The sequence below is a fragment of the Nonomuraea sp. NPDC049400 genome (genome assembly GCF_044466425.1).
In the GTDB taxonomy this organism is placed as follows: domain Bacteria; phylum Actinomycetota; class Actinomycetes; order Streptosporangiales; family Streptosporangiaceae; genus Nonomuraea.
Genome location: NZ_JBITMP010000106.1, coordinates 1 through 12,438, shown reverse-complemented (window position 1 = coordinate 12,438; position 12,438 = coordinate 1). Strand labels below are relative to the sequence as shown.

The 12,438-nt window shown below is 67.3% G+C and carries 8 protein-coding genes and 1 pseudogene; 4 read left to right on the top strand and 5 right to left on the bottom strand.

The genetic code is table 11. From position 1 onward, the window contains the following. Positions 1-294 precede the first annotated feature (294 nt). Both ACIBVN_RS59335 and ACIBVN_RS59330 read left to right on the top strand, forming a co-directional pair. Positions 295-3,486, top strand: coding sequence for an NACHT domain-containing protein (locus ACIBVN_RS59335; RefSeq protein WP_397151519.1), 3,192 nt, complete (start codon positions 295-297; stop codon positions 3,484-3,486). 471 nt (positions 3,487-3,957) lie between these two features. Continuing rightward, on the top strand, positions 3,958-4,344 hold the full coding sequence (locus tag ACIBVN_RS59330; RefSeq protein WP_397151521.1) for an RNA-binding S4 domain-containing protein: 387 nt from the start codon (positions 3,958-3,960) through the stop codon (positions 4,342-4,344). A gap of 42 nt (positions 4,345-4,386) precedes the next feature. Here ACIBVN_RS59330 and ACIBVN_RS59325 read toward each other — a convergent pair whose 3' ends face one another. The 3 genes from ACIBVN_RS59325 to ACIBVN_RS59315 are packed head-to-tail and all read right to left on the bottom strand — an operon-like array spanning position 4,387 to position 8,197. Beyond that, a complete protein-coding gene (locus ACIBVN_RS59325; protein WP_397151517.1) occupies positions 4,387-6,351 on the bottom strand; it encodes a hypothetical protein in 1,965 nt (654 codons plus the stop codon). Beyond that, a complete protein-coding gene (locus ACIBVN_RS59320; RefSeq protein WP_397151515.1) occupies positions 6,348-7,466 on the bottom strand; it encodes a 5'-methylthioadenosine/S-adenosylhomocysteine nucleosidase in 1,119 nt (372 codons plus the stop codon). The genes ACIBVN_RS59325 and ACIBVN_RS59320 overlap by 4 nt, the downstream gene beginning before the upstream one ends. Beyond that, positions 7,463-8,197 carry an NrtR DNA-binding winged helix domain-containing protein gene (locus tag ACIBVN_RS59315; RefSeq protein WP_397151514.1) on the bottom strand — a complete coding sequence of 245 codons (735 nt, stop codon included), beginning with the start codon at positions 8,195-8,197 and terminating at the stop codon, positions 7,463-7,465. Before ACIBVN_RS59315 ends, ACIBVN_RS59320 begins: the two co-directional genes overlap by 4 nt. 1,231 nt (positions 8,198-9,428) lie before the next feature. Here ACIBVN_RS59315 and ACIBVN_RS59310 point away from each other — a divergent pair. Continuing rightward, positions 9,429-10,628 carry an RNA ligase RtcB family protein gene (locus ACIBVN_RS59310; protein WP_397151512.1) on the top strand — a complete coding sequence of 400 codons (1,200 nt, stop codon included), beginning with the start codon at positions 9,429-9,431 and terminating at the stop codon, positions 10,626-10,628. Continuing rightward, positions 10,625-11,326 carry a peptide chain release factor H gene (prfH, locus tag ACIBVN_RS59305; protein WP_397151510.1) on the top strand — a complete coding sequence of 234 codons (702 nt, stop codon included), beginning with the start codon at positions 10,625-10,627 and terminating at the stop codon, positions 11,324-11,326. Before ACIBVN_RS59310 ends, prfH begins: the two co-directional genes overlap by 4 nt. A 252-nt stretch (positions 11,327-11,578) precedes the next feature. Here the strand turns inward: prfH and ACIBVN_RS59300 are convergent, their stop codons facing one another. Together ACIBVN_RS59300 and ACIBVN_RS59295 are read right to left on the bottom strand one after the other, a co-directional pair. Next, positions 11,579-12,070 carry a hypothetical protein gene (locus ACIBVN_RS59300; protein WP_397151508.1) on the bottom strand — a complete coding sequence of 164 codons (492 nt, stop codon included), beginning with the start codon at positions 12,068-12,070 and terminating at the stop codon, positions 11,579-11,581. Between the two features lie 188 nt (positions 12,071-12,258). Further along, positions 12,259-12,438 (bottom strand): annotated as a pseudogene (locus ACIBVN_RS59295) (saccharopine dehydrogenase); the annotation flags it as partial.

The following is a 12,438-nucleotide window of genomic DNA, read 5'->3' as shown; positions in this document are numbered from 1 at the left end:
GAAGCGTAGAGAACTCCCATCATCCCAGGTCAAAGGGCACCTCGCCCTATTTCACGATTCTTTTGTCAGATCCTCAGCGGTGAATCCAGGCTGAGACACCTCTCCACATGGACCACGCAGAGTTTCATCTGGCTTACGAAGTTCAAAAGAAGTTTCACCTGGATTTCCTTTGTTCTTTTCATCATATGGGTGTTCTTCTCTCTTCTCACGGTCCTGAAGATACCTCCATTTGCGAGTGTGGCAGCATGGACGACCACCCGATGCGGTGGCGGCTTCAGCATTTATTGCGGTTCTGTGATCGGCTTTGTCACCACACTGCTCTTCACCGGATTCCTTTACTGGATCTTCTTGGCGACCTCGTACCAGAGGGTGACGGGCGTGTACCTGAGGCGAGCCGGGACGCATCCTCGCGCGCTGGTTCAGACGGTCGGCAGCATCATCGGCGACATCGTGGGCCGGGAAGCTCTGTGCGGTGTGCTCATCCGCAATCTCAGGCTGGGCACCCGCGAGGTACGGCGGCCGCAGATCCTGGTCGGCGACGTTGGTGCCGGCAAGACGGCAGTCCTCGTCAAAATCGTCGAGCTGCTGACACAACGGGGCATTTGCCCTGTTGTGCTCCGTCTGCGCGACGTCACCCTGCCCGTGGACTTCCAAGGCATGGCACGGAAACGGTTCCAGGAGCTGATCGACAACGATCTCCGGTCCAATGCGGAAGCGGACCGGGTGTGGCGGCAGCTGCGTGCCGACGACAGGATCGTGGTGATCGGCGACGGCCTGGAGGAGGCCCTGGCCGACCGAGTTGACGCCACCCATGACAGCGACTCCTCCGTAGATCGGGACACCCTCCTGCGGTTGGGGATCCGCCGTGCCGTGGACGAGGATCTCCCGCTGCTGATCGCCTCGCGTCCGCACGACCCGTTGCGGGGAATGGAGGCGACGATCACAGAACTCGAACCACTGGGCAAGGGGCCCGCGCTGGACTACCTGCGCACCAACGGCGGCCAGCCCGGCGGACACCGCAATCCAGATCGGCACATGCAGCGGTTGAATCATCTGGTGCAGTACGCGGGCGTGGTCGAGACGCCGCTGTACCTCCAGATCATCCAACGACTCAACCGGGTCAATCGGTTGGGGCGAGCATTCCCGGAGAACCTGTTGTCCGGCACCCGCAACGGGACCCGACCGGTCCCGGAGAGCATCGACCGGGCGTACCTGCGCTGGCGGCTGCTCAAAGGCTGGGAGGACGCCCTGGTGCAGGGGTACGACCATGAGGACTACGCGCTGAGCAAGCCATGCCGTGAGGCGACCATCGAGGTCCTCTCGGCGCTGGCGTGCATCGGGCTGAAGCAGAACCTGCTGGAGGTCAGGTTCGAGGATCTCGTTGGGAAGACCAGATGGCAGCCGTTCGACTCGGGGCACTCGAAGGCCCCCCAACGGGACAATCGGCCCCATGACAGGCTGTGGGCTGCGCTGACCCAGAGACTGGAGAAGCTGTCCGACAGCCTGGAGGGCATAAGCTACGCCAAACTCCATGAAAATCTCAGCCTGGCCGCAATGTGGGGCTCGGAGCTCGGTGTGGTGGAGGCCCACGCGGACCGGGTCCGCTTCCGGCATAGCCTCATCGAGGCTTATCTGGGATCGCGCTATATGGGTGTCGTACTCGAAGATCCTGAATACCAGCGAGAGGCGTTCTACGACCCTGGTGCGGAATTCCTGATGGCACTGGTCTTCCATTCCCGGGCCGAATCAGCCACCGAGGAAACCGCGGCGGTTTCAGGACCACCCGCGGCCGTGACGGCGCGGATGCCGGCTTCCGTCACGGACCCCTCCGTGCCATCCGCCCCCTCCATGAGCATGACGATGCCGGCATCGATTCCCGATCAAGGGAATCCGGGCGAGCGGTTCGCGCATGAAGCGGTGAATCTGCTGACAAAGACAGCTAACAACGACAACGTCCCCAGGCCGGCCAAAATCCTCGATATGTATAGCGCCGCCTTGGAGATCGACAGCAGTACGGACGCGCCTGATCCGGCCGCCATAATGGATCAGTCCGCCGCCACATGGCGCCGAATCAATACGGACAACGAACCTCCCGACAATACCTTGCACGAGGCGAAGCTGCGCTTCATCAAGTCAGCCCGCACCGTCATCCGCATCGCCATCAGTCGGCAACGATCCCGCGGCGGCGGTTCGACCAGAGCCCAGCAGGCGTACAAGCAGCTGTACAAGTTCGTGCGCGAGGAGAGAGAGTACGCCGTCAGGCTGGCGGCGGCCCACGCGATCGGCTCTGGAGGGCGCGAAGCATTCAACGTGCTGAGTGGAACGTTCCGAGAGGTGCTGGACGATCTCGGCAGCGGGAGCCCCAAAGCCGATGATCAAGCCCTACGCGACAGGGTCATTTGCGCCTGGCTGGCGCCGATGCTGTACCGCTCGTCTCGGCTGGCCGGCGACTCGTCCCGAGACGGCACTCGCGATGTCAAGGATTCACCCAACGAGAACCTCGACACATGGATCCGCGTGATCGCGGACACCGATCCCGACAAACGGCCGCTGTTCTCGCTGGAGATCGCTCTGGCCCAGGGCTTCAAACACGCGGCGAACCAGCGGGGACAGTACTGGGCCCCGCACGAGCAGGATCCGCTGATCGAGAAGGTGGAGTGTGCACTGAAGCTCTCGCGCTTCTGGTTCACCCACTTGACACTGATTCAGGCGCTCACGCTCTGCTCGCTGCCCGGCGATCCAGAGGCATCCCTCGCCGCGCACGGCCATGGCTCGGACCCGACAGAGCAGGTGCGGTACTGGACGAAGATCGCCGGAAGCGCCTACAGAGACCCGCGGCAGACCGTCTCAAGCAAGACGCACCCCTTCGTGGCGGAGGCGGCGGAACTGTGCGTCCTGGCGCTGTCCGCTGTCCGACCAGCCGAGTACTGCTGGATCGACGAGAACGGCGTTACCGGTCAGGTGGGCTCCTACAGCCGCTCCGGCGTCAGCCAGTACGGGCAGAACCTGTGGATCATGGACTCTGTCGGCTGGAGTTCCCTGCATCCCCGTGCCCGGCGCCTCGTCGGCGACATCGAGGTGATGCTCAACCTGGCCACACGTGGAAGGTATCAACCGGAGATCGAGCAGAGGCTGGCCCGAGCGCACCGGCTCGACCTGCCGCCATGCATCACCAAAGACCGCAGTCCCCTCAAACTCGAACTGACCATCGGCGCTGCGGAGACCGGTCACCCCGGATCCACCTGTGCCGACGGTTGCCCCTTCCGCCTCTGCCCTTACCCCCCGCAGGGCACCATTCTGCGGCGTGCCGAACAGAACGAAGGTTTCTGCAAGGAACTGGCCGATCGGTCCACCGAGGCCGCCCCTTGGCAGGAGGAGTTGCATCCCCGCGAACGCCGACGATTCTGGGAGGACATGGCGAAGCGAGTGCGGCCGAAGTCCCCCGACGGGGGGAACGGCCTGCCGGGGGACACACCGTCGTCATGAGTTCGCCGCCGGCATCGATGCGGCGCTTCGGCCTGTTCTCGGGAACCCGGACATAAACGATGACATGAGCTTTCCCGCCCGCGCGCAGGTGCTGGTCTTCGACGACGAACCGAACATCCACCAGCAGCTTGCTGCCTGCAAGCTCAACACCACGGCCGTCGGTTGGAGCCATTCGCGGCCTGCCCGAGCTGGAGCACCTGACCGCGACGGTGCGGACCTGGTGGCCGGAGATCTGCGTACGGCTTCCGCGACCCCCGGGAACCAGCGGTTACGCACCCGCTGCGCCACCACTCGGAAGAGCTGTGGATGCCTCAACCCCGCCTTACTCCACGTCGACGATCAGGTCAGCCCGGTCGTCGCCGTCGAGGTCGGCGGCGGGCCGCTTGCCCTTGGCCAGCAAAGGCGTGGATGCCGGCGGCACGACGATCTCAGTACAGTGTCGGAGTGGCAGGTGAGCAACTGAGCGCTCGGGTGGACAGCTGGATCTGGTCGGTGCGGCTGACCAAGACTCGTTCGATCGCGTCCGACGCCTGCCGGGGCGGTCACGTCCGGGTCAACGGGGTGCGGGTCAAGCCCGCGCACGTCGTCCGGGTCGGTGACGAGGTCCGGCTGCGGCACGAGGGGCGCGAACGCATCGTGGTCGTCTCACGGATCATCACCAAGCGCGTCGGCGCCGCCGTGGCCGCCGAGTGCTACGTCGACAAGAGCCCGCCGCCCCCTCCGCGCGAGGAGGCCGTGACAGTGGCCGTCCGCGCTCGTGGCGCGGGGCGTCCCACCAAACGCGAACGCCGCAGCATCGACAAGCTGCTCGGGCGCCCGGAGGTGGAGGGGCGAGACCGCCGGGCTCGCCCCGAGTGAACGGCATGCCGCAGGGAAGTGAATGCGCGTGCTTGGGTTGCCCTATTCGGGGTCATTCAGTGCAGCGGAGAGGTTTCCCGTGCGTAGCTCTTGCTGTTCGACCCATCCCTTTCCCTCGGCGGCGATTCCTTCCAGAACGTGGAGGGTGTGGGGAAGGCCTGCGGCGTCCAGCGACACCTCGGACACCTCGCCCGGGTTCTCGCCCTGCTGTAGCTCCTCCATCCCGGAGCTCACCTCGACGCTGATCTCATCGCCGTTGACGAGGGTGAGCTGGAAGGTGCGTTCGTCGTTGTCCGCCTGGCTGACCCGTACGGACGCGACCGCTTCGAAGCGGTAGTTGAGCCGCTGCCGGTCGTGGAACGTGCCGTTCAGGAAGTCGAGCGTGACGGTGAGCTGGCGCACTCCTTCCTGGGTGATGAGGAAGACCAGGAGCTGGTACTTCTTGTAGCGCCACGGCCCCCTACGCAGTCGTGCGCGTTCGCTCGACCGGGCGGGAGCCTCGATGAAGGCATGGGCGATGACACCGCTCATGGTCAGCCTGTAATGCCGTAACGCCTCCTCAAGGAGCACTTTCCGGTCGCAGTCCAGCCAGGTGGCCATTTCCTCGTCCCGGGGCTTGTCCGCCAGCCTCGCGCGCCACCGGGCCAGGGCATCCATGTCGCTCTGCCAGGTCCGGATGCTTTCAGCCTCGTCTGCGGCGTACCGGCGGCGCTCCAGAACGAGGTGAAGCCATGCGCGGGCGCCGACCCAGCCGAAGATCAGCAGGAGGAGAATCGTGCCGATCGCAGGCAGAGGCTCGACCAGCACGGCACCGCTCGCCGCCCAGCCGCCTGCGCTCGCGAGGGTGAGGAGGCCGAGTATCGCCAGCGCCTTCGTGCGCCCCGGGGTCGCGAGTTCCTTGCGATAGCTCCACAGCGTGCCCTTCCTGCGGCGGGCGCCGGCGTCGCTTGCGCGATGCCGAATGAGCCAGGCGATCTTCTCGACTCCTCCTGGCGTCCCTCCGTACACCGCTGTGATCTCGTCGCGCAGGCTCTGGCGGATTCCCTCTGTTTCGGCCCGCCAGCTGTCACGGTCCACACCAGGCGGCAGGTATTTGGCGAAATAGAAATTGATCCGGTGCTCGGCCCTTTTCGCGAAGCTGCCGCTCTCGGCCTTCGTCTTGGGCCCCAGGTACTCCCGGTCTTTGGCGCGGCGGCGTACGACGTGGAAACGCCAGTCCGCGGCATTCCGTACGCCGGCGTAACCGCCGGCGATGCTCAGCACGGAGGCGAGCACGAGGAGAATGCGACCGCTCTGCAGGATCAGGTAGCCGAGGTGCGCTGCCGCCATGACCAGCACAGCGGTCGCCGTCACGGCTTGGGCCCAAGTCCCCACAGAGGTGTCGGGTGGCTGCGGGGCTCGGGGCAAGGGCTTCGCCGGCGCCGGATGGAAGAACTTCCAGATCCGGTCCTTCCGTTCGCCGGCCATCTGCTCCGTCTTCGCCTTCGTCAGCGCGAGGCGCCACAGATGGTCCTCGATCGGGCCGTCGAGGTACAGCTCCAAGTGCTCCAGGATCAGGCTGCGCTGCGGTTCGCGGAGCGCGTCGAGGTCTTTGATGACGACACGGATGTCCTCCTCGGCCTTTCCTGCCGACTCCAGAAGACGGTCAATGATGCGTACGCCGTCCCGCCACGGATCCTCGCCCGAGAGCCGCATGATGGCGTGCCGGTCTCGTAGCTGGACGGTCTCGTCCTTGGTCAGCTCGTGCCGCGTCCGGCCGCTCACCATGGCGAGCAACCAGTAGAAGGAGACCTCGTTGGTGGCGTAGCCGACCATGGCCTCGCGGATGAGTTGCCGGGCGGGTCCCGGCATGCGGCCTTTCAGGAAGTGAACCCCAGTCCGAAACTTGGTCTCGGGCGGATCCTGCGGTGTCGTCATGTAGATGACGTCGCCGTGCACCGTCCCTGCCTGAACTCCGACGTGGGAGTCTGTGGCCACGTTCTCGACGCGGTGCCCTGGATCTGTCATGACAGGGACTGGGCCAGGGCGATAATGACGGTGAGCTCCGCCGCCAGCGCGGCCACGTCGCCGACCAGCCCGCGAAGCTTCTTCAGTGCCAGCGTCAGCGTGTTCTTGCGATCCGGCGTCTTCGTCTCCAGCGCCTGGTCGGCCGTGACGAGCTCTGCCTCGGCCGCCTTGTACGTCGCCTCGTCCAGACGTCCGTCCGCCCACGCCTGCCAGAGCCGCGCGCGGAAACCGGCCAGCGCCTCGGGCAGGTCCGCCGGCCGGGACGTCTCAGGGGTGATCCGGACGCCGCCGTGCACGGTGCCCGCCTGTACTCCCACGCGGGCGTTGCCCTTGGCGATGTTCCTGGTGGTCTCGGGCATGGTGGCGCTCCTTGTCGTGGGTTCTTCTGCGGACAACTCCTCGGCCAGAGCCGCGGCGAATGTGGCCGCGTTGGCGACGGCTCGCGACTGCCACTGCTCGCGGTCTGTGGCTTCCTTGGTGCCGTCGGCCCGGTCGCTGATGCCCCGGATGACGACGACCGGCAGCGCCCTGTTCAGGTGACCGGCCTGGGCCACGCCGGCGCCTTCCATCTCGATCGCCCGTGCGTCGTTGTAGTGGTCGTCGATCCAGTGGGCGTGCGTGGAACGCCGGGAGTTCAGGACCACCTCCCCTGCGGCGATCGGCCCGAAGTGCACGTCCGGGCGGGGGTCGAGATCCCTGGCCCAGGAGCCGGTGCGGTGCAGGTGCCGGGCGATCTGGTCGGCGGCGTGCGAGGTCTCCCAGACGCGGGGGCGGCTCTTGCTGCCGTCGTCCTCGTCGGTGCCGCCGTGGAAGGCGTAGATGTGCGTGGCCACCACGACGTCTCCGAGGGCGATGTGTGCCTGCAGCGCACCGGCCACGCCCACGAAGAGGAGAGCCGCCGGTCGGAACTCGGCGATGGCGCGTTCGGCCAGGACCGCAGCGGAGAGGTTGCCCTTGCCGACGTGTGCCAGGACCACCTGGCATCGCCCGGCTGCCAGCCGGCCCACCTCGAAGCGGGTGCCTTGGGGATGCCGGTGCGGGCGCAGGCCGACCAGCTTCTCGCGGACCGCCTGGTATTCCACGTCTAGGGCTGTGAGGATCACGACTGGGCTCACTGCACCGGCTCCTTTCCGTTCGGCGAGTCGACGGGACGGATCATCGGGGGGTTGAGGACCTCTCGAGGGCCGGCTCTGAACAGCCGGGCCGGTCGCCCGGTCGCGGCCTTGCGCGCAGAACCGGCCGGGATGATGAATCCGTCGGTTTTCTTGATCTTGCGGTAGAAGTTCCGCGGGTCGAGCGGCATGCCCCACACCGCCTCGTACACGTCCTGAAGATCGGTGATCGTGAACGTCGGCCCGCAGAAGGCCGTGGCGAGCGCGGAGTGCTCCAGCTTGGCTCGGGCGCGCTCGATGCCGTCCGTGACGATGCGGCGGTGATCGAAGGCGAGCCGCAGATCGCCGGAGAGCACCGAGTCGGTGGGCTGCCAGCCGGCGTCGGCGGCGTCGGTACCGGCGGTCGGCTCGGGCAGCCTTGGGGCGATGGCCAGGAAGGCGACGCTCACCACGCGGCCGCGCGGGTCACGGCCAGGGTCGTCGTAGACGCCCAACTGCTCCAGCCGGAGTGTCTCGACGTCCAGGTCGGCCTCCTCCGCCAGCTCCCGATGAGCCGCCGCGACGAGGCCTTCTTGTGAGTGCTGCAGAAAACCGCCCGGTAGCGCCTGGGCGCCCTTGTACGGCTCGATGCCGCGCTCGACGAGCAGCACGTGCAGGCGCGAATCACGCAAGGTGAGGATCACCAGGTCAACGGCGAGCAAGATGGCGGGCGGCTCCCACTGGTCGTCGATCACGGCCCGACTCTATGTTTTTGTCAATCTGACAAAAAGTAGCGCCGTGGTTAGCTTCAGCCATCCACCGGTGATGCGCGCGGCTGTTGCACTCTCACGATTGGGGACCGTGATGGGCGCCCAAGAAGCGCCTGCTTCATGCCGCGCGGGAGTAGGCGAGTGCGGCTGCGTCGAGTCGCCAACGCACGAGACAGTGACGGCGGGCCGACCTGCCACTCTCGCGGCCGACGAGTGGCTGGCCTGGAGGCGCCCGTGAGCGCCGGCGTATAACCCTGTCCTCGACCACCTCGCTGTCACCCCCGAACTCGCCGAGCTCTGCCGCTCCCCTCATTTCCTGACGTTGCCGGCCACGACATGGCCGGGCGAGCCCTTGCCGCGGCAACGGTTCAAGAAAGCAGTGCAGGTCGCGATTCTGTCAGCGTCGCACTTTACGATTTGCCCGAGCTCGTTGCTTGGGAGGTCCTGTGATGCCCGCGTCCCCTCGTTCTCAGCGTGAGCGTTCGCCCTTGACGACGATGAATATCGCCTCGCAGATCTCCGGCGCGCGGAGACGTCCGATGAGCGTCTTGAAGCCGCTCGAATGTATTGATCCTTGCCGCCGATGAGCTGAAGAAGGCACTGGGAACGCGCGGTTACAGCGGGTCTTCCTCGCACGGGTGAGAGCTGTGGATTGTCGGCTGGTCTCGATCCAACGCAAGGCAGCCAGTCGCTCGTCACCGCAGAGGCTGGTCAACTGGGTCCCCGCCCCTCTCGGTGGCGATCCACCGCGGATGAGGGAGAGGGCTTATGCAGAGGTTGGGTATCGTCCAATGAGATCGCAGGAGCTCTTTTCGGGCGGCCCAGATCTGCCCGTGAGGAACCATTAGATGGTCGAACGCGAGCTGGGCCAGGTCGCGGGATTGGCTCATGAGCAATTCGACGTGAATCTCCGAGAGCAGGGCCCGCGAGCATCCCGGTGCCTGGCTCACGCCTTATCCGCTCAGACCCATCAATGCGGTCTCAGGCGTACGACCATCCGTTCCGGCAGAATGGGGCACCACGCAAGACCCAGAATGGGGGGCGTGCAGGCATACAGGCCCGTACGGGCCGAAAACCACTTGCCTCGCGGTGGTGAGCTTGGAGAACGTGGTGTCCATGATGCTCTGACGGACAGCACCCGCTATTTCGAGATGCCACGGCGCCTGCTCGCGCCGTGATGCCGCCCGCCCATACTCTGTTCAGCGAAGAGAGCGTTTTGTCTCAGCAACACTCCCGGCAGGAGTTCCTGCTGCCTGCCACCCCGGCCATGGGTTCGGCCACCGTCACCGTGTTCGCCTCCCCCACAAGCTGGATCGAGTCCGATGCCGTCGCGCAATGTCACCAGGTGGCCGCCCTCGACGGCATGATGCACGTCGCCGCCATGCCGGACCTGCACCCCGGCAAGGGCGCCCCCATCGGCGCCGCCATGGCGTCGGCCATCTTGTACCCGTTCCTGGTCGGCTCCGACATCGGCTGCGGCATCGCCGTGTTCCCCATCAAGCTCAAGCGCGCCGTACCCGAGAAGCTCGCCGCCCGGTTCCCGGATCTCGATCGCGCGCTGGACCCTGAGCACGATGCCGACGACCCCGCCTGGGCCGTGGTCAAGGGCGATATTCCCGCAGGTCACATCGAGGGCCTCGGGACGGTCGGCCGGGGCAACCACTTCGTCGAGCTGGCGCGGATCGGGACCGTCTTCGAGCCGGGGCACGCGAGCCGTCTCGGACTCGCCGCCGGCGACCTGGTCCTCGTCGTCCACAGCGGTTCCCGCGGGCTGGGCGAGCGGATCCTGCGGGCGCACACCGAGGTACACGGCGCGGGCCCCGCCCCTGATCCCGGCGCCTACCTGGCGATGCATGACGACGCCGTACGCTGGGGATCGCTCAACCGGCGGCTGCTGGCCGCCCGGGTCGCCCACGCGCTGGGGGCCGAGCCCACCGAACCGTTCGTCGACCAGTGCCACAACCTGGTCGAGCTCCGCGACGGGGTCTACCTGCACCGCAAGGGGGCGGCGCCGGGTGATGGCCGCGACGTGCTCATCGCCGGTACGCGCGGCACCCCTTCCTACCTCGTGGCCGCCCACGCCGGGCCGGACGCCGGCCATTCCGTGGCGCACGGCGCGGGCCGCAAGATGTCGCGTGCCGACGCCCTGCGCCGGGGCCGGGCCAAGCACACGGTCGAGGAGCTGCGCCGCACACCGATGGGGTCGCTGGTGGTGTGCGGCGACCGCCAGCTGCTCTTCGAGGAGGCGCCAACGGCCTACAAGCGCATCGAGCAGGTCATCGCCGACCTCGTCGACCATGACCTGGCCACGCCCGTGGCCACCACGATCCCTCTGGTCACCTACAAGACGCCCGATCTCGGGTCCGCGCCCCAAAGGGACCGCCGGGAGCAGCGCCGCAAGCGAGGCCGGCCGTGAGCGTCCACCTGCTCCTGTCGGCCGGGCGCGGCCCGCAGGAGTGCGCATGGGCACTGGCCGAGCTGCTGCACCGCCTGGAAGCCGATGCCACCCGGCAGAATCTCGAGACCCATCGAGCCCAGACCGTTCCCGGTGACCAGCCCGGCACCTACCGATCGGTCCTCATCCGGATCGCAGGAGACGGCGCCGAGGCGTTCGCCACCTCGTGGACCGGAACCCTGTGCTGGCAGGCCCCCAGCCCATACCGGGCCAACACCGGCCGAAAGAACTGGTACGTCATCGCCCAACCGTGCCAGGTCGACACCCCGCGCACGACGTTCGCGGAAGCAGACGTCGACATCGTCGCCTGCCGCACCGGCGGCCCCGGCGGGCAACACCGCAACAAGGCCAGCACGGCCGTACGGGCGACCCACCGGCCCACGGGGATCGTCGTCGTGGTCGACACCGAGCGCCAGTTCAGCCTCAACCGCCGTATCGCCATCCGGCTGCTGCGACAGCGGATCGAGCACGGCGACGAGGCGGCAGGACGCGCCGTCGCCACCGCCCGCTGGCGCGTCCACGATGAGCTCGTACGCGGCAACCCCACCCGTATCGAACGTCCGGAAACGCCGAAGCAGGACCTGGCTCCGCAGAAGAAGCCGACGCGCCGACGACGGCGGCAGTCCACCGCAGGAGGAGAGTCTCATCTGACAACATGAGGATCGCTAGGGCAAGAGCGGGGGTGCCGCCGTCCGGCTGCGCCGCTAATGCCGGTCTACCCGGTCGCGGCGGCCATGATGCTCCTCGCGGCCTCGGCCTCGGCGGGCTCGCGGCCGCCTCGGCGGATGATCACGTCCGGCACCTGGCCCCAGCGCAGAGGCCTCAAGGTCTGCCTCATCGTGGCATGCCGGGATCGCCCGCTCGCCGGACGTGCCACCTGGAGACGCTTAGCAGTTTCTCCTCAACGCGCTTCACGGAATGACGTCGGCCACGATCTTGGTGGCGGCCTTCTGACACGTGGAGAGCCGGCCACTGATGTTCGCCTGGGCGGCTGAGTTGCTGGCGCACCGCCATCCGTCGACGGTCGCGACTCCGGCGCTGCCCTGTTTGGGGGTGTCTCGCCGGTAGTAGGTGCGGAAGGTCCGCAGGGCGGTGCCGCAGTCGGCGCGCCCCGCGGCGACCGCGACCGCGGCCATGGGCCCGCCTCCGGGCGGCTGGATCTCGCCGCACACGGTGCCGGGCCGGGCGAGCTCGGGCTTGCGCGAGGGTCGAGGCGTCGGCGCCTTCGTCTCGGGTGCCTGAGTCTCGGCGGCCTTGGACTCCGGGACCGGCGTCCCGGACGCCGGCGGCGGCGATGTGGCGGGAGAGGATGGCGCCGTCTGGAGCTCGAGCCCGCCTCCGCAGGCGGTGAGGGACAGCAGCAGCACCGGAACGCAGGCGGTGACACGGGGACGCACCAGCATGACTCTCCACGACTCGACTTCGAGATTCGCCCAGTCTTTCACCACGCAGAGGAACCGGCCGACCCGTACGAGCCAGCCGCGTGCGGGTTGACGGGCCGAACTGGACCTGCTGGTCCCGGACGGCTACGGTGATCGGCCTGCTCGTGGACCGCACTGACCACGGTCTGGGTCGCGGTTCGGGTCGCCGGTCAGCCGTGGGTGTCGAGGGGGACGTGCAGTGAGAGGTGTGGGGACAGGGCGCGCAGGAAGTCTGGGGCGTTGAAGACCGCGCCTGCGGAGGCGACGCCGGTGGTCTTGGTGCGGCCGGTGAGGATGCGGTTGACGGCCTCCACCGCGAGCGGCGCGCTGATGGCGTAGATGTCCTGACC

Excerpts from the sequence above, each read along its gene's own strand:
- ACIBVN_RS59325 (WP_397151517.1), bottom strand. The coding sequence starts at position 6,351 with ATGACAGATCCAGGGCACCGCGTCGAGAACGTGGCCACAGACTCCCAC.
- ACIBVN_RS59300 (WP_397151508.1), bottom strand. The coding sequence starts at position 12,070 with ATGCTGGTGCGTCCCCGTGTCACCGCCTGCGTTCCGGTGCTGCTGCTG.